This window comes from Streptomyces massasporeus (genome assembly GCF_014648995.1).
Classification (GTDB): Bacteria; Actinomycetota; Actinomycetes; order Streptomycetales; family Streptomycetaceae; genus Streptomyces; species Streptomyces massasporeus.
The window spans coordinates 15079-37500 of sequence record NZ_BMSE01000035.1 but is presented as its reverse complement, the minus strand read 5'-3'; the positions used below and the strand labels follow the sequence as shown (position 1 = coordinate 37500).

Below are 22422 nucleotides of genomic sequence, written 5' to 3'. Positions count from 1 at the left end.
CCACGACACCAGCACCACCGACTCTCACCACCACCGACCCCACACCGAGAGACCGCAGCCAGCGGCGGTGACAACCGTCCCCGTGTTCGCCACCGCCGGAGTCGGCGGGATGAGCGTGTATGCCGTGGCTTTCTGATCTTGGTCGCGGTGTGGTGCTTCGCGGGAAGGTTCTTCGCCACCCGTCCGGTCGTCGCCAAGGCGCTCAGCCGCTGGGGGCACGTTCTGCTGTCGCTGGCGCTGATCGATCGGTCTGCTCATCCTGATCGAGGGCGGGGCCTTCGGGCTGTAGGAGGACTTGTGCCCTCGGGTGTGTGGTTCAGTGCCCGGGTCAGTTCACGGTTGGCGGCGCGTGCCGCGTCCAGTTCCTCGGTTCGTTCCTCCAACTGTCCTTGCACGTCGGTGAGTTGTTGTTCCAGTTCGGTGATGCGGCGCTGAAGCTGGTCGAGGTCGGCCGGGGCACCAAGACCGGATTCGGTCCAAACCGTCGCGCCCAGCTCCTCGGACAGCCGCTTTTCCAACTGCCGGACGCGCGCCGTCAGCCGGGTGCTGCGTTCCAGGGCGTTGGCGAGGTCGGCCTGGAGCGAGGCTCTGCTCACGGCCGCTGTTGTGCCTGCCTCGGCAGGGGTGGTTGCCGCCGCGTGGACGCGTTCGAGCAGGTCGCGGTGGCGATAGAGGAAGGTGCGGTCGACACGGGCGGTGCGGGCGAGCCCGGACACGGTGATGTCCTGACCGCTGCGCAGGGCCGCATCCAGAGCCTGAAGGACGCGTTCGCGGCGGCGGGCGGAGTCGGCTCGTTTTCCCTCGATCATCGGGCTGGTCACGCGGGGGGCCTTTCAGGACGCAGGTCGGGCAGGGGCTGACGGACTCTGGAGGCCAAGAGAGACGACCTGGCGGGTGCGGCGGACGACCTGGACGGCTTGCTGGATCTGGGCGCGGTCCTCGTCGGTGAGCTCATCGAGGTCGGCGCGGACGCGGCTGATGAGGCGACGGACGCGGGTGATTTCCTCGTCGGACGGCATGGCTTCTCCCTTGGCCCAGTCATCGGCGCTGAAGGCGACCAGGCGTTCGCGGCTGCGCAGCAGGTCGGCCAGGTAGGACTCCAGGTCGGGTAGGTAAGAGACATCGGTGCGGAAGTGGCCGCAGCCCACGCAGCGGAAACGGACGGGGCAGTCGTGGCCGCCGGCGGCGACGTTGGACGGCTCGGTGCACAGCCCGTAGGGAACGGCGACTTCGCCGACCGCCCGCCGCGCGTGCTCGGAGTCCAGGACGAGCTGGGCCTGGCGCCAGATCCGGCGGCCGTGCCGGTCGAACTGCATGGCCGCGACCCGCTCGACGGCCTCCCGCCGCCGTTGCTGACCCACCCGGTAATAGCCCTGAGTCGTGCTGAGCTGACGGTGGTCCATCAGCTCTTTGAGCACGTCGGGTGCAACGCCCGCGTCGGCGTGCCGCTGGGCGTAGCTGTGACGGTAGGCATAGAGGAAGACGCGCGCCTTATCGAAATGGATCTGCTGGTTTGTCCGCCGCCCGTCATTTTCCACGACGACGTTGACGTAGAGGTCGGCCAGTCCGTTGACCCAGGTGCGGTGCCACTGGGCGAGCAGGTCCTCGCTGATCGTCTTGATGCCGTGGGGGTTGCGCATCTGCGTGGGCAGCAGCGCCAGGTCCTTCGTGGGAGTGTTCGGGAAGCGCCGTCGCACGGTCTCCTGCTGCCGGGTGATCAGCGTGGCGGTCGCCGCGGCGATGGGCAGGCGCCGGCGCAGCCGGTGGGACTTGTAGTTGTCGTAGATGAGGACCGGCTGGCCGTCGTCATCGGCATCGAGGCAATCCCAGCGTAGATAGCTGACCTCCTGGGGCCGACGCCCCGTGTCGATGATCAGTTCCACCGCGATCCTGATGTGCGGGGGCGCGATGGCATCGAGCGCATCCAGCTGCGAGCAGAGCTGCCTCATAACCTCCTGGGGAAGGTCTTTGCCGGCCTCGGAATCCTCGGCCTCGTCGGGGATGTCCTCTTCTCTGAGGACCACGTCACCAGGCAGCCCCTCCAGCGGCTGTCCGGGGCCGGTCAGCCCCAGGGAACGCATGCGGCGCAGAACCTGTCGGAACTTGGTGATCCGCTTGTAGCGGCCGTCCGCGGACAGGACACCCTCCTGCTGCAGAAACGCCTGCCGGTGGAGGAAGGCGACGATGTCCGACCGGCCCAGGCGTCGAAGGTCACGCCGTGATCGTCGCGCTGCAGCCGCAGGCTCTCTGAGAACTTCGCCAGGCTCCTGATGCCGCTTTGGACCGTGGTGTGTGCGCGCTTGCCGCGGCGCTGCGGGAGTTCCTCAACCGCCCACGCCTTCGCCGCTTCACGCAGCCAGGACTGGCTGATGTCACTGAACTGGAGATGACCTCCCATCCCGAAGACCACCAGGTCCCAGACATCCTTGAGGCGTTCGCTCTCCGGCGTCGCGCCGAGCCGGTCGATGCTGGTCGTGAATGTGGCCACCAGCTGGCACTGCAGCCGGGTCAGGCCCGCGAGGTCGATCTCGGTGATCGATCCGACCTGCTGGCGGCGGGCCGTGTCACACAGCGGCCTGAGCGAGTGGTCCTTGGTCTTGGCCCCGGACCGGGTCCGCTCTTGCAGACCAAAAATGATCTCTGCGACCAGCAGTTCGGGCAAACCGCGCAGGTTGATCTCGCCGGTGATCGTGACCGGGCTCGTGGTCCTGCGCCAAGTCTCCTCATCGGCCACGCGTCCGCTCCGCGTCTCGACACTGAGCCGATTGCGGTGGGCCATGCAGTACGGGGTGCGCTCGTAGTCCTTCTCCCGGTCGCACGCCAGCACCTGACAGATCCCGAACGACGACAGCGCGACCACACCCGACCGCCGTACGAAGTCCTGGACGGACAGCCCGCTGACCCGTTGCTGATGCAGATGCGCGTAGCAGAACGGTTCCTTGGCGCTCTTGCAGGGCCGCGGGCAATCACGCACGCAGCAGGCGTCCTTGCCGACGTAGCGCCAGGTCCTTCTCGCCGTGGCCAAGAACTCCTCGACCGGCACCCCGGCGGCTTGCCAGTGGAAGTCGCAGGTGTCGCACAGACCGTGGGCCACGGCGAACTTGAACGACGTCTTGCGGCAGCCCTCCACCCGGCAGGCCACCCCGCCAAGCTGGACATGATCCTTTGGGAAGATCAGCCGGCCCACGGGCGGATCCCACTGCATCAGCTTCAGGAAGGACGGCTCGATGGCCTCCTGCACCAGCCGCAACCGCAGACTCTGCTCTTCGCCGACCTGAGCCGGCACCACCAGCAGGCTCATCGCACGCCGTCCTCGCCGAAGGCCAGCCGGGGCGAGGGAACACGCTCAACAGCGGTGCGCAGACGCTCCCGTCCCGGATGCAGGTAGGGCCGCGACGACCCCGGATGCTTCTGCCCCAGCAGGGCCTGCACTTCATCGAGCGTGCCGCCCGCGTCCACGACGTTGCTGGCCATCGCATGCCGACACATCCGCGGCGTCACCCGGCGCCCGAGACCAGCCCGCGCGGACAGCGACTCGCACAGTTCCCCAATCGCCTCCGCACTCACCGGCGCCCCCAACGGCGAGCGGAACAGGTTGACCAGCAGAAAGTCGCTGCCACCTGCTCCCAGAACGCGATGGCGTTCCACTGCGTAGAGGTCGAAGGCACGCACCACCAGGAAGTCCACCGGCATCGCCCACGACTTCTTCGACTTCGACCAGGCGTTGTTCTCGTTCTGTCGCCGCACCACATGGACGTGAGCGCCCTCAATGTCACACCCCAGCGACCGTGAGTCCGCCATCAAGTGTAGGTCACTGCGGTGCAACCCCGCCGTCTGCCCCGGCCGCAGTCCCACCCGGGCGAGCAACAGCAATGTCAACCGGTCTCGTGCCGAACGGCAGGACCGGAACATCGCGACGACCTCTTCGTCGCTGGCCCGGTCCACTTCGCTCTCCGGCTCCTGGAGCCGATGACGGGTGCGCAGCCGGTAACGCAGCCCGCCGCTCTCCCCCCTGGCCTCCACCGGCAGGTCGCGATCGTCACCGAGCTCGTAGACCTGCTCCAGCACCCAGGCCGGCGCCTCCTTGTTGACCACGGCGTGGACCAGGAACATCCGAACCGCTGTGAGCACCTTGTTGATCCGGCCGTCGCCACGCACCGGCCGGGCTCCCGGACCCGGAAGGACCGTCCGGCGCTGGCCGCCGTTCCCCGGCGTCCAGCGCAGCCAGAGCATGAACAGTCCCATGTCGCGGGCGGCGGTCCGCCAGTCCCGACCGGTCCTGTCACACCAACGCAGGAACAACGACAGGCCCTCCGCGTACGCCTTTGTCGTCGTCTCCGCCCGCCCCCGCGCCAGCCGAGTCTCTCTCAGGAAGCGATCGGGGGCCTCAACCACTCGTACCGCGTCGTCCACCACTGTCCAGTAGCGGACACCTGAGGGCATCCGGACAGGAAAAGCACGCACTTGTACCCCTACTCCACGAGTTGACCGCAACGATCCACCGCAGAGCCACACCCCCTGAGAACCGCCGCCGCACCCCCAACGAGGGCACGGCGTACGACGTCACACCACGCTCAGAGAACCCCCAGAGAACGTGCACCTGCCGCCCGGAGTGATCCTGGACGGCGAGGCGGTGGTGTACCTCGCCGCGGACGACGGCAGCGTGCACATCAGCTTTGCCGCGGCGCAGTCCCGCGCGTTGTCCCGCCCCCGGCGCGCGAGGGAGCTCGCCGACCAGCATCCGGCGACGTATGGCGTTCGACATCCTGGCCCACGGCGGGCTTCCCCGACCTTCGGCCGCGCCCGTACACGGAGCGCCGCCAGGTCCTCCTGGACGTGCTCGCCGACGTCGGTCCGCCGATCATGCCGGTGGTCGACCACGGACCTCGAGGAGGCCCTGCTCTGGTTCGAGACGCTCGAAGGCACCGGCGTTGAGGGGATCGTGGCCAATTCCCTGTTGGATCGAGGTGTTGAAGCAGATCAAACAGTGGTCGATACGTGCCGGGCTGGCGTACGTACTCGCAGAGCGTGCGTCCGTGCTTCGCAACTACATGCGACTCCGCAGTCGGATGCAAGGCAGGTGGTCTGGGCGGCAGTGGTGGCGATCTGGCGCGCGTGCTGGAGGTACGCCACGCTGGTCACCAGCAGGGGAGGGGGATGCCGTGACGAACCCTCGGGCTTCTTCGACTACGGGATCGCCGACGGGTGCATCTGGCTGGGGGACCGAGCTTGACTGTGACTGAGAGGAGTTCAAGCCTCGCTCCACGAGGTGTCATGCGCTGGCCGCTGGGCCTGCATATCGCCGTAGTACTGGTTCTGGCCGTGGTCGCAGCGATCACGGTCTTGGGACTGCTGTGGCTGACACTAGGCGCACCTCGAATGCAGGTATCCGGACCGCTCAAGCCCAGCGACACATACGACGCCATCAAAATCGCAGTGGCGGTCGTGGCCGGAGGCGGCGGGGTAGTAGCACTCGTTGTCGCTTACCGACGGCAGCATCTCAATGAAACCACCGACGTCCGGGAATACGAGAGGGCGCTGATCGAACGGTTCGGCGCCGCTGCCGAGCAGCTCGGAGCGGACCAGCCAGCTGTACGCATGGCTGGCGCCTACGCGATGGCACGGCTCGCCGACGAGTGGCCACAAGAACGGCAGATGTGCATCGACGTGCTGTGCGGTTACCTGAGAATGCCACACGCTCCCGATCCGCCCAGCGACGACCAGGCGCTTACGACCTGGCAGCGCGAGCGGAAGGTCCGTCAGACCATCCTGCAACTCATCGGTGCCCACCTACGCGACGCAGCCCCCGAATCTTGGCAGGGATACGACCTCGACTTCACCGGCGCCGTCATCGACGCGGCCGACTTCCGTGGTGCCCGCTTCACCGGCGGCGACATTATCTTCGTGGAGACACTCTTCGTCGCTCATGGCCGGGACCAGGTCGTCTTCGACGATGTCGACTTCGCCGAGGGCAGCTGCGTCTACTTCCGGCTCGCAGAATTCCGCAGTGGCTCAGTCCGTTTCAACCGCGCTACCTTCAGCGGCGGCTGGGTCACCTTCGACTATGCCCGCTTCACTGGCGCCCAAGTGAACTTTCGAGACGCTGCTTTCACGGCGGGCGAGGTTCCCTTCGAAGGAGCTGAGTTCTCCGACGGCTGCATCGACTTCGGCGGCGCGGCCTTCACCGGCAGCACAGTGAACTTCGGTGAGCACCATCTTCCTTCCGTCTACCTCACGGTGCCGCCCGCTCGCTTCAGCGGTGGCATCGTCGACTTCTCTCAGGTAGCCGATTTCACCCATCCCCCGCAGTTCGGCCTGCAGGCGCTCCCTCCCGGGCTCCGCCTTCCTACGGGCACGAATATCTCCGACCTCCCTTGATGAGGCAGGTAGGACGCGATTTGCCTGGCGATCGGTGCTGGTTGCCCCACCTGACCAGCCCCGTCCCTTGAGCAGCCCGCGCGGCCAGACCGGCGCTCAACACGCTGAACTTCACAGAGAAGGCCAAGCCGCTCCGGTCGGCCTACAAGGCCGGCCGGGTGTGGGCGAAGGTCAGGCACGCGGACACCGTCGACGCCACCGTGGTCGGCTTCACCGGCACGGCCCGGCACCCGAAGGCCCTCGCCGTACGGCTCCCTGACGGGCGGCTGGCGCTGTCCCAGCGGCTGACCACGGCACTCGCGTCCGTCGTCGGCCCGCGCCTTCTCCCCCAGTCCGGGCGGGCGTTCACGAAAGCCGGCGACTCCTACACGCCCGCCGTCGGCGATGTGGTGGTGGAGGTCGTGGCGGGCACGACCCGGCACACTGTCGTCACGGTGATGCGGCTGCGCTGACCAGTGGCAGGGCTTCGTCCGGCGCGGCCGGGCTGATCGGCTGGCGCAAGTCCAGGTAGCAGCGCAGCCGGACGCCGGGCTCCCCCGCATCCCGCGTCGTCCGCTCCGCTGTCGCCGTCGCCGTCGCCCACCGTTCGGCGAGCAGCTGCTGGAGGGTGAGCGCGGTGTCGTCGTCGGCGGCGGCGACGTCGACGACCAGGAGGCCGGGCTCACTCACGTGCGCCTCGTTGATCGGGTTCATGTACGGCACTACGCCTGGCCTGCCGAGCAGGTTCCACCGGTGTGGTGTCTTCACCCGACCGAGTGCAGGTGGTCAGGGGCTGTCGCCTGCCCAGTCCCAGCGGGCCGGATCGCCAGGGCGCGGGTCGTACAGCGCCCGGCCTCCGGGTCCGAACCGCCCGAGCTCCGTGAGGAGGGAGACGCCGTCGTCGATCTCCTTCGGCCTCCAGCCGGTGATGTCGAGCAGCAGTCCGTCCAGCGGTCCGCCGACCAGTTCGGCGTAGCTGCGTCCCGGCTTGGGGCCCGGGTGGTCTGGGTCGGTTCCGTAGATCCGGCCGCGCAGCAGCTGCTCATCGTCGCTGTCCATGTCGTTCAGCCTCGCAGCCGCCACCGACAACGGGGGCCGCCCAGGTGGTCCTGGGCAAGCCCGCGCGCTGCCGCCGGGGTGGCGTGCCCGGGTCAGCTGCGCCAGCGTCCGAGCCAGCCGCCGGCCTTCGATTCCTGCGCCGCCTCCTCCTGGCGCTCCTGCTCTTGGCGCTCGCGTTCGGCCTGTTCCGCCTGCCGATCCGCCTTGAGCGCCCGGGTCTTGCAGTCGTCGCACAGGTGCGGGTGGCTGTCCCCGTGCCCCCAGTCGACCCTGGTGCTGGCCTTCCACCGGTCGTCGGTGAACTTGCTCCCGCAGTCGGCACACACGGGGCGCTGGGCCTCGCGTTCGGTTGCTTCCTGCGCTTGGCGGCGCCGACGCTCTTCAGCACGGCGGGCGAGGGCGGCGTCCCGGCGGGGGTTGCCGATCGCCTCCCACAGGTTCTGCCGGTCCTCGCGGCCGAAGCGCCAGAACGCGGGCCCGGCCGGGCCGTGCTCGCGCAGCAGCTCCAGCGTGGCCGCAAACGAGTTCTCCTGGACGACCTGCTGGACCTCTCACGCCAGCAGGGGGCCGCCATCGCTGGCGTCCTCGCGGCAGCTGTGCAGAGCGAGATCGACCGCGGTATGCCCACCGCCAACGCCGAACCCTTGCGCTGGCGGTGGGCATACCGCGGACCGCACCTGACGCGTACTCAACGCCATGCGCGGTTGCCGGAACACCTCGCCGTTCGGCTGCACGTGGCTGGGTGACGCCGCCTCAGCGGCTGGCCGCGGCAGTCGCATCCGTCGTCCACCTGCGTCCGCCCCCCTGCCGGGGCGCGTTTGACGAGGGCCACTTGACCCGTTACTTAGCGTTCTATTTACTTGCTCGCACATTTAAAGATCATGTGAAGTTGGGTGGGGGAAGTGCGCATACGTAGGCACAATACGTCGATCGGGCGAAGGAGATGGAGGTCCGGGGGGATCACGTCCGTCACCGCCGAACTCACGGCCCTGGCCGTGCTGGTGTCGCTGCCGGCACTGACGGCTGTCGCGTCCACCGCTCAGGCGGCCCCGCGGGCCGCTGCGGGCGGCACGAGCACGCACGCGAGTGCGAGCGCTAAGGCCGTCGAGACGGGGAAGCAGGTCGAGGTCGCCGGCGAGCGGACCGAGTACTCGACCACTCTGGCCAACCCGGACGGGACGTACACGCTCACGCAGTCGGCGGTGCCGCAGCGCGTCAAGGGGGACGACGGTCAGTGGCAGGCGGTTGACGCCACGCTGGAGAAGCGTGCGGATGGGACCGTAGGCCCCAAGTCCGCCGTGGTGGACCTGGCTTTCTCCGGCGGCGGCGCCGGCGCTGACCTGATCGAGCTCGGCAACGATCGGGGCAGCATCCGCCTCGGCTGGTCCGGGACGCTGCCGGAGCCGAGGCTGGACGGCGCGAAGGCCGTCTACCCCGAGGTCTTTGACGGGGTGGATTTGGAGCTGACGGCCACCGCCGAGGGCTACCGCGAGGTACTCGTGGTCAAGTCCGCGGAGGCTGCGGCCAATCCGGCGCTTGAGCACATCAAGCTGACCGCTACGGCCGCTGATCTGGACCTTGTGGCGGGTGCGGGCGGCGGCCTGCGTGCCCTCGATCAGGACGGCAACACCGTCTTCCGCGGGCCGGCCGGCCAGATGTGGGACTCCGCCGGGCAGGACGGGGGCCCGAGCACGCAGTTGATGTCCGCCGCTGCGGCGGAACCGGCCCCTGACGCCCCGGCCGAAAAGGGCACCCAGCCCGGCGCCGGCGACACCAGCGCCGTGATGCCGGTGCATGTCGACGACCGGACGGTGTCCGTCAAGCCTGACCTCGGTCTGCTGCGCGGTGAAGAAACGGTTTACCCCGTGTACATCGACCCCTCGGTCGGACTCGGGAGGTCGGAGCGGACCGTGCTGTCCTCCGACGGTGACAAGTTCTGGCAATTCAACGGCGACTACGGTGTCGGCCGGTGCAGTGTGTCCGGACCGTACTACTGCGGCAACAACTACACGAACCGCATGCTCTTCGAGTTCTCGCCGTCGAAGCTGGCGGGCAAGTACATCCTCGACGCCACGTTCCGCGCGTACGAGACTTGGTCGTTCTCCTGTGAGCCCAAGTGGGTGGACCTGGAGCGCACCGACAACATCTCCGAGGGGACCCGCTGGCCGGGCCCGACCCAGCTCGACCAAATGGGCGACCGGCACGTGTCGGCCGGGCGCGGCGGCAACTGCACTCCCGACCAGCCTGATGCCTGGGTCGAGTTCAACGACAACCCGGAGGAGTCGGACGAGAACCTGGCGTCGACTGTGCGCAAGTTCGCCGACGGCAAGATCCACCGGCTCACCTTCATGTTGCGCGCCAAGGACGAGGGCGATCCCTCGGCGTGGAAGCGGTTCGACGACAACGCCGAGCTCAAGGTCAACTACGCCTACAAGCCGGGCGTGCCTACCGACGTCGGTGTCATTCCGGGCGACGGCTCCACCGCCTACTGCAAGACGTCCTCCTCCGACCCGTTGATCGTCACTCGGATCGACCCGATGGTGCAGGCTCGGGTGCAGACCCAGGTCGAGCACAGCGCGGGTGACGAAGAGGGCTCACTGCAGGCCGAGTACATCGTCGAGCGCGGCGACGACGCCGCATGGCACCAGGTGTGGTCGGACTACCGGCCGGACTCCGGCTGGGACCCGGACGGCACCCTGGAGAAGATGCGCACGACCAACCGCGCGGACGGCGGCCTGTACCGGCTCAAGGCGCGCACGCAGTCGCACTGGTCGTACGGCGGCAAGTCGGGTGACCTGTTCTCGTCGTACTCCAAGTGGTGCTATTTCAAGATCGACTCGACGGCGCCCAAGGCTCCGGTGATCACTACGGGCAGCCCGTACACCGCGTGCACCACGAACCTGTGCGAGGGCAAGGGCGGCCCGGGCGTCCCCGGCAGCTTCACGTTCAAGCCCAACGCGGCGGACAAGGACATCGCCGGCTACCGCTGGCGGCTGCTGACCACCTCCGCCAAGGAGACGAAGACGGTCAGCGGCTCCACGGTGACCGTACCGGACGTGACGCCGTCACTGTCCGGCACTCAGGTGCTGTCGGTGGAGGCCAGAGACGTACGCAAACGGTGGGGTACCCCCGCCGAGTTCACCTTCAAGGTCGCCCCCGCCTCCGGGCCCTCCGGCACCTGGCACTTCGACGACGGCGCCCCGGACTCCGGTGTGACGGTCGCCAAGGACACCGCCACCGAGGGCACCCGGCACGATGCCACGCTCCACACTGCCGGGGCGGGCTGGTCGACGCTGGCCCGGCGCGGTGACGCGGACTACTCGCTGTGGATGGACAGCACCGTTCCCGAGAACCAGAAGGCGTACGCTGCCACGGCCACCCCGGCCGTGAACACGAAGGACTCCTTCACCGTCTCGGCGTGGGCCTATCTGACGGACGCCTCGCAGAACCGTGTGGTGCTCGCGGCCCCGGGGACCGACGCCTCGGCGTTCACCCTCTATTACTCCGCCGCGTACAAGAAGTGGGTGTTCAACCGGACCGCCGCCGACGTCACGGAAGGCCAGACCTATCTGCGGTCGCTCTCCGACACCGGTGCGCCGCCGGTGAAGGTGTGGACGCACTTGGCGGGTGTCTTCGATACCCAGGGCGACACGGACAAGACCAACGACACCATCCAGTTGTTCGTCAACGGCCGGCCGCAGGGCAAGCCAGTGGTGCTCACCTCGCTGTCGACCGCGTACACGCCGTGGGTGTCCTCCGGCGGCATGCAGTTCGGCCGCTCGCTGGTGGGCGGCAGCTACGGGGAGAACTTCCGCGGGCGTCTCGACGAGGTGTCCGTGTGGCAGCGGGCGCTGACCGCAGACGAGGTCACCGAGCAGGCACAGCTGTCGGAGAACGGCGTCCCCCTGCACGAGCTGGTGGCTCACTGGGACGCCGCTGCCTCCACGGGCACCGAGCTCAAGGAGCTGACCTCGTATCCTGCCGGTCCGATGAAGCTGTCGGCCTCGGGCGCGGTTCTCGACGCGGACAACGACGCCCTGGTCCTGAATGGCACGGCCGGCTATGCCTCGGCGACCGGACCGGTCACCGACGAGTCCGGCTCCTTCACCGCCACCGCGCGGGTGCGGCTCGACTCCGTGAAGCTCGCGGCCAAGCCCGTCGGCTACCAGGCTCAAGTGGCCGGGCAGCAGGCGAGCAGCGGAGAGTCCTCATGGGCGCTGTGGGTCGTCAAGCCCGCTGACGATGTCTACCAGTGGAAGTTCACCCGCACCGCGCTCGGCACGGACGGCAAGGTCACCCAGAGCGCTGAGGTGCCCGGCGGTGACATCGCCGAGGTCGACACCTGGGTGCAGGTCACCGGCGTCTTCGACGCGCAGGAGGCCTGGGAGTGGACAGACCCGGCCGACGGGTCGAGCGAGACCAAGTACGGCAGGCTCCACCTGTACGTGGGCGAGTTCGACCAGCCCGCGGAGGGTGATTCCGGGTTCACCGCACCTCAGCAGGGCGTCGGCGCGATCACCGCGGGCCGCGGCAGCAAGGGCGGCAGCACGGGGCACTACCTGCCCGGCTCCCTGGAGGAAGTGCGCGTCTGGACAGGTGCGATGAGCGCCGACCAGGTCAGCTCACAGGTCCTCGGAACGAACATGCTCTGACGCTTCTGCCCCTGCCGGGTCCGGGAGGTATTGCCCGGGCCCGGCGGGGCCGTCGCGGGTCACCCTCCCTCACACCGCCCCGTCCCCCGCCGCGCGGGGGCGCAGCGCGCCCGGCTTCCGGCCGGACGCAGAAAGAACACCCACATGAACCCCCTGGGGAAATACCGGCTGCCGAGAAGCAGCCAGCCGGCAGCGGACGGAACCGTCCGCTGGATGCCCGGCCTCGCGCTGGGCATGGGCCTGGCCATGCTGCCGGGCTTGCTGTCACCCGTCGCGTTCGCGGCGGACCGGGACGACCCACTGGGTCGTCCGACGCTGAAGGACGCGCGCTCAGTCGACGTGTCGCCGCTGACGGCGAAGGCGAACCGCAAGGCCGCTCGTACGGTGGCTGAGGGCGAGGCTGCCGACGCGGCCGCCGCCCGGCGTGCCCGCGCCGACCAGAACCGGTCGGTGACCTGGCCTGGCAAGGGCAACGCACAGCTGACCCTGCCCGACAAGGGTGCGGCACAGGCGAAGCCGGGCTCGCTGCCTCTGACGCTGGAGCCGGTCTCCGGCAAGAAGCGCGCGGCCAGCTCGGTCCGGGTGAACGTCCTGGACCAGAAGGCGGCCAGGGCACTGGGCGTCAAGGGCGTCGTCCTGACCGTCACCGGCCCGAAGACCGGCGGGCGGGCCGAACTCGGCGTCGACTACTCCGCGTTCGCCTCGGCCTACGGAGCCGACTGGGCCGGCCGGCTGCAAATACAGGAGCTGCCCGACTGTGCGTTGAGCGACCCCGCCAAGGCCAAATGCCGTACTCGGCTTCCACTCGAAACTACGAACAGGCGGGGCGCCGACGAGCTGAGCGCACCGCTGGCTTTCGCACCCGCAGCCCGCTCCGCGAGCACCGGCTCGACGATGGTCCTCGCACTCGCGGCCGGATCACAGTCCGGCGCCGGTGATCTGGGGGCGACTCCGCTCTCGGCGTCCTCGACCTGGGAGGCGGGCGGTTCGTCCGGCACGTTCACCTGGTCGTACCCGCTGCGCACCCCGCCAGCCGCGGCCGGTCCGCAGCCGGAGCTGCAGATCTCCTACGACTCGGGCAGCGTGGACGGCCGCACGGCCTCGACGAACAACCAGGGCACGGCGCTCGGCGAGGGCTTCGACATCACCTCGTCGTACATCGAGCGGCAGTACGGCTCGTGCGACGACGACGGCCAGGACGACAAGTACGACCTGTGCTGGAAGTACGAGAACGCCTCGATCGTGCTGAACGGCAAGGCCACGGAGCTGGTCAAGGACGACACCAGCGGCAAGTGGCGGCTGAAGAGCGACGACGCCTCCACCGTCGAGCGGCGCACCGGCGCCGACAACGGTGACGACAACGGCGAGTACTGGACCGTCACCACCGGTGAGGGCACCGTCTACACCTTCGGCCTGAACAAGCTGCCGGGCGCGGGTACGGACGACCGCACCAAGTCGGTGTGGACCGTGCCGGTGTTCGGCGACGACGAGGGCGAGCCGGGCTACTCCGACGGTTCGAGCTTCTCGGGCCGGGACAAGAAGCAGGCCTGGCGCTGGAACCTCGACCTGGTCGAGGACACTCACGGTAACTCCTCCACGTACTGGTACGAGGACGAGACCAACCACTACGACAAGCTCGGTGACGACAACACCGGCACCGCGTACACCCGCGGCGGCTATCTGAAGGAGATCCGCTACGGCCAGCGCAAGGGTGCCCTGTTCTCCGCCACTCCGGCGGCCTCGAACAAGGTGGTTTTCTCCTACGCTGAGCGCTGCCTCGCCAGCGGCACCGGCTGTGACGCGCTGACCGAGGACAAGCGGGACAACTGGCCCGACGTGCCCTACGACGCCATCTGCAAGGAAGGCGACAAGTGCACCGGGAACGTAGGCCCCTCGTTCTTCACCCGCAAGCGGATGACCGGTGTCACCACCTATGCGTGGGACGCTGCCGCCGCGACGCCCGCGTACGCGGCGATCGACGGCTGGTCATTCAAGCAGCAGTACCTGGACCCGGGCGACACCGGTGACTCCACCGACCAGTCGCTGTGGCTCGACTCCATCACGCACACCGGCAAGCGAGGCACCGATCTCGCCATGGACCCGGTGAAGTTCACCCACGAGTTCAAGCCGAACCGGGTCGACGGCCCCTCCGACGACATCCTGTCGTTCGAAAAGCCCCGGCTGAAGACCATCGTCTCCGAGGCCGGCGCCCAGACGATCGTGTCCTACATGGAGGCCGACTGCGTCTACGGCCAGACCATGCCCAAGGTCGACGAGAACACCAAGCGCTGCTACCCGGTCAAGTGGTCGCCCAACGGCGAGCAGGAGCCGATCCTCGACTGGTTCCAGAAGTACCCGGTCAGCGCGGTCTCGACAACAGACCCGTTCGGCGGCTCCGAGGCTGTCCAGCACAGCTACCAGTATTCCGGGGGCGGCGCCTGGCACTACGACGACGACCCGATGACGCCGGCCAAGAAGCGCACCTGGTCGATGTGGCGCGGCTTCGAGAAGGTCACGCACCTCACCGGCGTCAGCGAGGGCACCCAGTCCAAGACGGTCACGGTGTACCTGCGCGGCATGCACGGCGACCGCGTCCTCGGCCCGGACGGCAAGACGCCCGACCCGGACAAGCGCAAAACCTCCAAGGTGACCGGCATCAAGGCCGGCGAGATCACCGACTCGGACCAGTACGCGGGATTCGTACGCGAGACCGTCACCTACGACGGCACTGCGGAGGTGTCCGGCTCGGTCGCCGACCCGTGGTCCGAGCGCACCGCGACGCAGCACAAGTCGTATGCCGACACCGAGGCGTATTACGTGCGCACGGCCGCCACGCACGAGCGCACCCGGGTGACGTCCGGTGGCACCGCGAGGGACCGCGTCCGCACCACCGTCACCTCGTACGACGGCCACGGCATGCCCGAGACGGTCGAGGACAAGGGCGACGACGCGGTCAGCGGTGACGAGACGTGCACGCGTACCTGGTACGCGCGCAACGCCGACGAGGGCATCAACTCCCTTGTGTCACGCACCCGCAAGGTCGCGAAGCTCTGCTCGGTGGCGGACTCGGCGCTCGACCTGCCTGCGGACCACACCCGTCCCGGTGACGTCATCGAGGACACCGCGATCGTCTACGACGACGCGGCCGCGACCGGCTGGAGCGCCTCGCAGAAGCCGGTCCGGGGCGACGCCTCCTGGACCGGCCGCGCGAAGTCGTACTCCGGGGCCACCCCAGCCTGGCAAAAGGTCACCAGCACGACCTTCGACGCGCTCGGCCGCGCTCTGGTCGTGAAGAACCCCAACAACCTGCCGACCACCAGCGCGACCTACACACCCGCCGGGAGCGGGCCGCTCACAGCGACCTCGACCGAGGACGCCAAGAAGTTCAAGACCACCACCAAGGTGGACATCGGAACCGGCTCGGCCATGAAGGTCACCGACCCCAACGGCAAGATCACCGAATCCGAGTTCGACAGCCTGGGCCGACTCACCAAGCTCTGGCTGCCCAACCGCTCCAAGGCCCTGAACAAGACGCCGAACCACACCTACGAGTACAAGGTTACGAACTCGGCGATGCCGTGGGTGGCGACCAGCACGCTCAAGGGCGACGGGTCTGGCTACAACACCACCTACGAGATCTTCGACTCACTGCTGCGTACGCGCCAGGTGCAGTCAGCGACGCCGGTCGGCGGGCGGCTGATCAGCCAGACGCTGTACGACTCGCGGGGGCTGGCCGTTTCCCGGCAGTCCGACATCTGGGACGAGAAGTCCGCACCGTCGGGCACGGCGGTGCAGATCGACGGTGGACAGGCACCTCGGCAGACCGACACCACGTACGACGGTGCAGGCCGGATCGTCAAGGAGGTGATGAAGACCTCCAGCGTCACGCGTTGGTCGGTCGAGAACACCTACACCGGGGACACGGTGACCAGCACCGCGCCGGCCGGTGGCCAGGCCACGGCGGTGGTAACCAACGCGCTCGGGCAGACCACGGAGCGTCGCGAGTACGGCAGTCCCAAGCCTGAAGGTGCCTACACCACCACCGGATACACCTACACTCCAGGCGGTCTGCAGAAGACCATCACCGGGCCGGACAAGGCCACGTGGTCCTACGAGTACGACCTGTTCGGCCGTGTCCGCAAGTCGACGGACCCGGACACCGGCACCACACAGCCGGAGTTCGACACGCTGGACCGGCAGATCAAGTCGACGGACTCTGAGGGGCGCAGCCTTCTCACCGAGTACGACGACCTGGGCCGCAGGACCGGCCTGTGGAAGACCAGCAAGACCGACGCCAACAAGCTCGCTGCGTGGACCTTCGACACCCTGGCCAAGGGGCACCAGGACACAGCGACCCGTTACGACGGGGGTGTCACCGGCAAGGCGTACACCGCGACGGTCACCAAGTACTCGGCCCAGTACCAGGTCGAGAGCACCCAGTTCTCGCTGCCGGACGATGATGAGCTGGTGAAGGCGGGCGTCCCGAAGACGCTGTCATTCTCCACCGGCTACCGCCTCGACGGCACGGTCTCGCAGGCCGCGCAGCCCGCGGTCGGCGGACTGCCCGCGGAGACGGTCTCCTACACGTACAACGCGACCGGCCAGCAGCTCACGTCCAAGGGCACGAGCGGATATCTCCAGGGCGCCACGTTCTCGCCGCAGGGCGACCTGCGTCAGCTCGCTCTCGGCACGGACGGCACAGCCACCGCGAAGAAGGCGTACCTCAACTACGACTACGAGGCAGGAACCCGGCGCCTCGTGCGCTCCTACGTCACCGACGACGTGCACGGCTACATGCCGCAGGAGCTGAAGTTCAAGCAGGACGCCGCGGGCAACGTCACGTCGATCTTCGACGGCACCACACAGGGCGGCACCACCAAGCCCGACTACCAGTGCTTCGCCTACGACGGCCACAGCCGTCTCACCGAGGCCTGGACGCCCAAGACCCCCGACTGCGCGGCTGCCGGGCGCACCCAGACGAACATCGACGGCGCGGCGCCGTACTGGACGTCGTACACCTACAACGAAGCCGGTCAGCGCAAGACCGAGACCAAGCACACGGCCTCGGCAACCACCACGACCGACTACTCCTACGGCAACACGCCCACCAACCAGCCGCACCCCCTCACCAAGACGACGACCGGGAGCACCACTCAGAACTACGAATACGACAAGACCGGCAACACCACCAAGCGGCCCGGACCGGCCGCCCAGCAGTCCCTCGACTGGAACGCCGAGGGCAAGCTGGCCAGGACGACCGAGGGACCGGCCGAGACCAGCTACCTCTACGACGCCGACGGTGAGCTTCTCATCCGTCGTGCGAAGGGAGACGGCGACACCGTCCTCTACCTCGGTGCCACCGAGGTCCGCCTGACGGTCAAGGGGACGGCCAAGACCCTCTCCGGCACGCGCTACTACACCGCCAACGGCCAGAGCATCGCATGCAGGACCGCTGTCAGCGGCACATCGGGAAGCAAACTGAGCTTCCTGGCCGCCGACCACCACGGCACGTCCTCAATAGCCATGGACGCCACGACGTTCGCCGTCGTCAAGCGCTACACGTCGCCGTTCGGTGCCTCGCGTGGCCCGAAGGCGACCACCTGGCCGGACGACAAGGGCTTCCTGGGCAAGCCGGCCGACGCCGCCACGGGTCTCACCCACGTCGGAGCGCGTGAGTACGACCCCGGAATCGGCCAGTTCGTCAGCGTCGACCCGGTGCTCTCACTCGACCAGCACCAGTCCATGAACGGCTACGCCTACGCGGACAACAGCCCCGTCACCTTCAGCGACCCGACGGGCCTCAAGAAGGGCGGCGGCGGCCTGGGCGACCTGCTCGGCATCATCGGCACCGTGATCGGCGGCACGGTCGGAGCCGTGCTGGGCGTCGTGGGCGACGTTCTCAACGGTGGTGGTGGCGGCGGCGGTGGCAGCGGCGGTGGCAGCGGCGGTGGCGGCGGTGGGAGCGGCGGCGGCGGGAGCGGCACCGCCACCTACGCCAGCACCGGCACGTCGACGTGCTACTACGCGATGGGCATGAACGCGTGCTCCGCGACCAGTGCCGCACCGCCCATGACCGACAACAACACCAACACCGGCAACAGCTGCGGCGGAACGAGCTCCGGCTACCCGGCCTGCCCGGGCCTGATCGGTGAACAGGGCAACCCCGAGCTGGTCAAGGAACTGTTGCTCGTCGGCTGCGGCTGGATCCCTGTCCTCGGAGCCGGCTGCGACGGCTACGACGTCAAGCGCTCGGCCGACGAAGGCGACACGCTCGGCGCGAGCCTGGGCGCGATCGGCCTCCTCCCGATCGTCGGCGACTTCATCAAGCTGCCCGACCAGCTGAAGGACCTCGAGCGGGTCGCGGACGTCGCGAAGGCCGCGAAGGCGCGTCCGATCGTGAAGTGGTCCACGCCCGAGTACGACGGATGGCAGCATGTCCTTAACCGGCACCGCACGAGCGGAAAGGAATACGGCCCCGACAAGGGCGTATTCGAGGGGAAATTCGTCAAGGGCGACAAACTGAAGAAGCGCATTCAGGAAGCAGTCGGGAATGGAACAGCACTCAAGAACGGCGACCGTGACGGCACGGTATACGAATACAATTTCGGCCCTGGAAAGACGATCGGAAGGCTCTCCGAGGATGACGGCGGCGGAATCTCGACGGGTATCAGGGTGATCCTCAACGACGACGGCTCCCTGCGAACCGCTCACCCCATTTAGATCACCGTTTGAGCCGGGGGCGGATGCGGAGCAGAACAGCACCTACGCCGCCCCCGGCAGACGCGGACCTCACAATAAGGGACGGATAAATGAGCCTCAAGATCACTTTTACGCCAGACAGTCGCAGGGATATCGGCTCCGGATACGAGAAGGCCTGGGAGGCCGGCCGAATCGACCTGGCGAATCTCAGCACGACAGATTTGCGCTACGAGTTCTTCGAGTACCCGGTCGACTTCACCGTGGACGGACACGCGTTCCTTTCGGCCGCTCGGCCCCCATTGATCGACATCATGTTCAGCCTGGGGCACTCGATGAAAAGCCTGCGGACCGTCGGGGCGGCGAAGATCGATTTCACGGAGAACACCTACGTCATCCAGCTGCAACTCGTGGGCGATCAGGTGCAGTTCACCTCTACCCGGCGTGGTGTGCCAACGCCTCATCCCAGCTGCCCGTTCGACGAGTACGTATCCGAGGCCCGGTCATTCATCACCACCGGCGTGGAGTACCTCGAACATCACTATCCGGCACTGGCCCGGAACCCGGCGATGAGTTCACTACGAGAACTAGCAGACATTTGATCGCAGGCCACACACGTCTCCTGACCAGGACAGGACTTGCTGTACATCGACTTCACACCCGACAGCGACAGCGATATTCCTGCTGGTGCCGCGCGTGCCTGGCGGGAAGGGCTGACCAGGCTCGCCACCCTCAGCGCGACGGATCTGCGCTACGGATGGTTCGCGTACCAGATTGACTTCAAGGTGGGCGGGCACGCGTTTCTGTCCAAGACGCGGGAACCGCTCGTCGACATCATGTTCACCTTGGCGTACACCCTGCAGGAGCTACGCACGGGCGGCTCGGCGGAGATCAATTTCACCGAGAACTCCTACGTGATTCACCTCAAACTCGTGGGCGATCGGGTCAGGTTTACTTCGCCGCACCGAACACCTGCCGTGCCTCCAACATGCCCGTTCGAGGATTACACCGCCGCGGTGCGCGCCTTCGTCGCCTCCGGCGTCGCCTACCTAGTGGAGAGCCGTCCGGCTCTTGCGGAGAACCCGGCCCTTGACGAACTCCGAGCGCTTGTGTCGGATCCGGCGGGTGGTGTCACCGGCAACCAGGAATGACGACCGCGTGCACCGCGAGAGGGAGCGCGACCCTCTCCGCCGCGCGGGACCCCGGAGACGTGACAAGAGTCGAACTCCTGGCCGGAGCACGGGCCTTTCTCGACGCCTGCCGGGGGCTATGAAAACTAGCTAGGGCACTCTGAGCAGGTGGGCCCCTGCCGATGACACGTCGTGTCATCGGCAGGGGCCCACCTGCAAAATGCGACACGACCGCCTTCCCTACCGGCGCCGCCCCGGCCGCGCTCGAGTCTGAATTCGCCGCCCTACAGCTGCCGGTGCCGTGGGCACCGCGCCCGTCGACCACCGCCGCTCGCGCAACAGCTCCCGGCGCTCACGGGTCAGCACTAAGACCGTGTCCTACGTGGTGAGGCGGACGAGTCGCTTGTAGCAGCAGATGGCGGCGGCGAGCCCGAGGAAGGCCAGGTAGTTGTGGGGATGGCGTTCGTAGCGTGGGCTGAGTCTGCGGTAGCCGGACAGCCAGGACATGGTCCGCTCGATGACCCGGCGTCGGCGTCCTAATCGTTGGCTGGATTCGATCCCTTTGCGGGCGATGCGTACTCCGATCCGTTTCCATCTGAGCCATCTGCGCAGGTCGGGGCGGTCGTAGGCTTTGTCCGCGTGAAGGCGTTGGGGCTTGAAGTACCTGCCGTTGCGAGGGTCGTGTCTCGTTTGGGGACCCTTGATCATGGGCTTCAGGCCTTCGCTGTCGTGGGTGTTGCCGGCCGAGATGCCTACGACCAGGGGCAGTCCGTTCGCGTCCGACAAGATGTGCATCTTGGAACCCGGCTTGCCGCGGTCCACGGGGCTCGGACCTGTGTGTTCGCCCCCTTTTAGCGCGGACGTGGGCGGTGTCCAGGACGACGCGGGTGACGCCGATGAGGCCGGCGTCATCGAGTCGGTGCAGCACGGCTTCGTGCAGGCGGCCCCAGACGCCGGCTCTGGACCAGATCAAGAACCGGCGGTGCGCAATCGACTTCGATATGCCGAAGCACGGCGTAGTTGGCGCCATGCGCAGCCGCTGACCAGGAAGTAGATGATGGCCGCGAACAGCGTCTCATCAGGTGTGTCCTGCGTTCCGCCGCCCTGCGGCCGCACCCTCGACGGTGGGATCAGCGGCTTCGCGATCTCCCACAGCCCGTCCGGGACAATCCAACTCCACGTACCCCGCCTCATAGACGAGTCAACGACACCTCACCACGTAGGACGCAGTCTTAGCATGTCTGCCCGCCCATCGCTCGCCGGCGAGCGATGGGCGGGCAGACAATCAACTGAGCTGTGGGTCAGCGCGCGCGGTGTGACGCTCCATATGAGTCGCGCTGGCGCAGCACCGTCACATCCTGCGAGGAAGCAGGCCAGGCTTGAACGAGGTACCACTCGGTGACCTGTTCAGGCGTCACGTCGACAGCGGTGTCACGGCCGCGAGCGTGAACGCGTATCCGGTAGTCGCCTGGGCCGTTGAAGGACAGGACGGGGAGTTCTTCGTCCAGGTCGTCCATCATGGCGCGGACCATGAGCTCGCCCGAAGCAGAGTGCGCGGAGATCTCGACGATCTCCTGCCAGTCTTCGTCGCCGAGGACAGGCTCTGTCGCGTGAAGGGTGACCGTGACGTCGACGTCGCCGTTACTGACGCCGGTAAGCACCGCGATTTCACCGTCGGTGACCTCGAGGAGGCCGTTGTGGACAGCGGGCAGGTCCGCAGCGGCCGGTCCGTCCTCGTCACTGATGAGGAACTGGTGGTATGCGACCGGCACGAGACCGCGGCCGTAAGCGACCTGACGGCTCATCTGCTGGCTTCCTTTCCGCTGCACGGCTGGGCCCCTACTTGATCCACACCAGGAACCGGTCCTTTTCGACGATGCGGTTGAACAAGTAGAGGTTCTTCAGGGCCCCTCCGCCCAGCCTGTTCTGATCCTTGTCGATCACCCGCCGGCTGAAGTCCCCGCTTCCGGTCGCGGCACCCTGCCAGGTCGACTGGAAAGGGTACTCGTCACACTGCTTGCCCGGCGGACGCTCCAGGCTCGACGGGCAGGCTTTGCGGTTGTTCGCCTTCTTCTTCTCCTTGTCCGTCAGCCGGGTCAGGTAGCGGGTGGTGCCGTGCTTGCCGGGAAGGTTCTTGGTTGTTCTCCAGGGCTGGGGGATCGTGTCGGCTGGACCGGACAGGTCCCGGTTCACGGCCGCCGGGCAGGCCGGGGTGATCAGTCGAGGTCGGTGGCCCCGGAGGCGGCGCGGGGCCGGTTACGGGCCCACTTCTTGAGGTCGCCGACGCGGTAGAGCAGTTCGGCGCCGCGCTTGCCGACCGGGCCGGTCGTTGAAGCGGATCAACGCCGATCTGGCCGCCCGCGGTCCCGCTCACACGGTGGTCCGCAACAGCGGTGGGCTTGAGGGAACGGGGCTGGGCGGGCCAGTAGGAGGACCCATCAAGCTGGATGACCCCCTACTGGTGTCCCGCTCGGTTTAGCGCCTACGAGCAACGTAGGCGCAGGCTGCTATGCCAGGAGCCGCCCCTA

Annotated in this window: 16 protein-coding genes and 1 pseudogene; 7 read left to right on the top strand and 10 right to left on the bottom strand. The window is 67.7% G+C overall.

The annotated features are described in order from the left end of the window. Window positions 1-254: 254 nt before the first annotated feature. The 4 genes from IE153_RS40115 to IE153_RS40100 are packed head-to-tail and all read right to left on the bottom strand — an operon-like array spanning window position 255 to window position 4413. Window positions 255-821 (bottom strand): DUF6262 family protein, encoded by a 567-nt coding sequence (locus IE153_RS40115; RefSeq protein WP_229829423.1) that lies wholly within the window; start codon window positions 819-821, stop codon window positions 255-257. Window positions 822-833: 12 nt separating this feature from the next. Then, entirely contained in the window at window positions 834-2081 is a 1248-nt protein-coding gene (locus IE153_RS42215) for a tyrosine-type recombinase/integrase (RefSeq protein WP_229829422.1), read from the bottom strand. After that, a complete protein-coding gene (locus IE153_RS40105; RefSeq protein ID WP_189594602.1) occupies window positions 2063-3301 on the bottom strand; it encodes a hypothetical protein in 1239 nt (412 codons plus the stop codon). The genes IE153_RS42215 and IE153_RS40105 overlap by 19 nt, the downstream gene beginning before the upstream one ends. Next, complete coding sequence (locus tag IE153_RS40100; RefSeq protein ID WP_229829421.1) at window positions 3298-4413, bottom strand: tyrosine-type recombinase/integrase; 1116 nt, start codon at window positions 4411-4413, stop codon at window positions 3298-3300. Before IE153_RS40100 ends, IE153_RS40105 begins: the two co-directional genes overlap by 4 nt. An 861-nt stretch (window positions 4414-5274) precedes the next feature. Here IE153_RS40100 and IE153_RS40095 point away from each other — a divergent pair. Both IE153_RS40095 and IE153_RS40090 read left to right on the top strand, forming a co-directional pair. Continuing rightward, the gene (locus tag IE153_RS40095; RefSeq protein WP_189594600.1) at window positions 5275-6378 is read left to right on the top strand and encodes a pentapeptide repeat-containing protein; all 1104 of its coding nucleotides are present in this window, start codon (window positions 5275-5277) and stop codon (window positions 6376-6378) included. A gap of 158 nt (window positions 6379-6536) precedes the next feature. After that, complete coding sequence (locus IE153_RS40090; protein ID WP_189594599.1) at window positions 6537-6830, top strand: hypothetical protein; 294 nt, start codon at window positions 6537-6539, stop codon at window positions 6828-6830. Here IE153_RS40090 and IE153_RS40085 read toward each other — a convergent pair. The 3 genes from IE153_RS40085 to IE153_RS40075 all read right to left on the bottom strand — a co-directional run bounded on the left by IE153_RS40085 (window position 6808) and on the right by IE153_RS40075 (window position 7742). Continuing rightward, window positions 6808-7047 carry a DUF6207 family protein gene (locus IE153_RS40085; protein WP_229829420.1) on the bottom strand — a complete coding sequence of 80 codons (240 nt, stop codon included), beginning with the start codon at window positions 7045-7047 and terminating at the stop codon, window positions 6808-6810. The genes IE153_RS40090 and IE153_RS40085 overlap by 23 nt on opposite strands. 96 nt (window positions 7048-7143) lie before the next feature. Beyond that, window positions 7144-7416 (bottom strand): hypothetical protein, encoded by a 273-nt coding sequence (locus IE153_RS40080; RefSeq protein ID WP_189594597.1) that lies wholly within the window; start codon window positions 7414-7416, stop codon window positions 7144-7146. Between the two features lie 92 nt (window positions 7417-7508). Then, a complete protein-coding gene (locus IE153_RS40075; RefSeq protein ID WP_189594596.1) occupies window positions 7509-7742 on the bottom strand; it encodes a hypothetical protein in 234 nt (77 codons plus the stop codon). Window positions 7743-7778: 36 nt separating this feature from the next. On the opposite strand from IE153_RS40075, the gene IE153_RS40070 reads away from it, so the two are divergent. From IE153_RS40070 to IE153_RS40050, 5 genes are all read left to right on the top strand, one after another. Further along, entirely contained in the window at window positions 7779-8162 is a 384-nt protein-coding gene (locus IE153_RS40070) for a hypothetical protein (RefSeq protein WP_189594595.1), read from the top strand. 156 nt (window positions 8163-8318) lie between these two features. Beyond that, entirely contained in the window at window positions 8319-12068 is a 3750-nt protein-coding gene (locus IE153_RS40065) for a LamG domain-containing protein (RefSeq protein ID WP_438817987.1), read from the top strand. A 213-nt stretch (window positions 12069-12281) separates the two neighbouring features. Next, entirely contained in the window at window positions 12282-18788 is a 6507-nt protein-coding gene (locus tag IE153_RS40060; RefSeq protein ID WP_229829419.1) for an RHS repeat-associated core domain-containing protein, read from the top strand. 89 nt (window positions 18789-18877) lie between these two features. Then, a complete protein-coding gene (locus IE153_RS40055; RefSeq protein ID WP_189594592.1) occupies window positions 18878-19366 on the top strand; it encodes a hypothetical protein in 489 nt (162 codons plus the stop codon). Window positions 19367-19402: 36 nt separating this feature from the next. Further along, the gene (locus tag IE153_RS40050; protein ID WP_189594591.1) at window positions 19403-19915 is read left to right on the top strand and encodes a hypothetical protein; all 513 of its coding nucleotides are present in this window, start codon (window positions 19403-19405) and stop codon (window positions 19913-19915) included. Window positions 19916-20272: 357 nt separating this feature from the next. Here IE153_RS40050 and IE153_RS40045 read toward each other — a convergent pair. From IE153_RS40045 to IE153_RS40035, 3 genes and pseudogenes are all read right to left on the bottom strand, one after another. Further along, a pseudogene (locus IE153_RS40045) lies at window positions 20273-21088 on the bottom strand (IS5 family transposase). Window positions 21089-21195: 107 nt separating this feature from the next. Beyond that, window positions 21196-21699: a hypothetical protein gene (locus IE153_RS42210; RefSeq protein WP_229829418.1), complete on the bottom strand. Its 504-nt coding sequence runs from the start codon at window positions 21697-21699 to the stop codon at window positions 21196-21198. A 34-nt stretch (window positions 21700-21733) separates the two neighbouring features. Continuing rightward, a complete protein-coding gene (locus IE153_RS40035) occupies window positions 21734-22087 on the bottom strand; it encodes a NucA/NucB deoxyribonuclease domain-containing protein (protein ID WP_189594590.1) in 354 nt (117 codons plus the stop codon). Between the last annotated feature and the right edge of the window lie 335 nt (window positions 22088-22422).

Excerpts from the sequence above, each read along its gene's own strand:
- IE153_RS40055 (WP_189594592.1), top strand. The coding sequence starts at position 18,878 with ATGAGCCTCAAGATCACTTTTACGCCAGACAGTCGCAGGGATATCGGC.
- IE153_RS42210 (WP_229829418.1), bottom strand. The coding sequence starts at position 21,699 with ATGAGCCGTCAGGTCGCTTACGGCCGCGGTCTCGTGCCGGTCGCATAC.
- IE153_RS40095 (WP_189594600.1), top strand. The coding sequence starts at position 5,275 with ATGCGCTGGCCGCTGGGCCTGCATATCGCCGTAGTACTGGTTCTGGCC.
- IE153_RS40080 (WP_189594597.1), bottom strand. The coding sequence starts at position 7,416 with ATGGACAGCGACGATGAGCAGCTGCTGCGCGGCCGGATCTACGGAACC.
- IE153_RS40060 (WP_229829419.1), top strand. The coding sequence starts at position 12,282 with ATGCCCGGCCTCGCGCTGGGCATGGGCCTGGCCATGCTGCCGGGCTTG.
- IE153_RS42215 (WP_229829422.1), bottom strand. The coding sequence starts at position 2,081 with ATGCGTTCCCTGGGGCTGACCGGCCCCGGACAGCCGCTGGAGGGGCTG.
- IE153_RS40105 (WP_189594602.1), bottom strand. The coding sequence starts at position 3,301 with ATGAGCCTGCTGGTGGTGCCGGCTCAGGTCGGCGAAGAGCAGAGTCTG.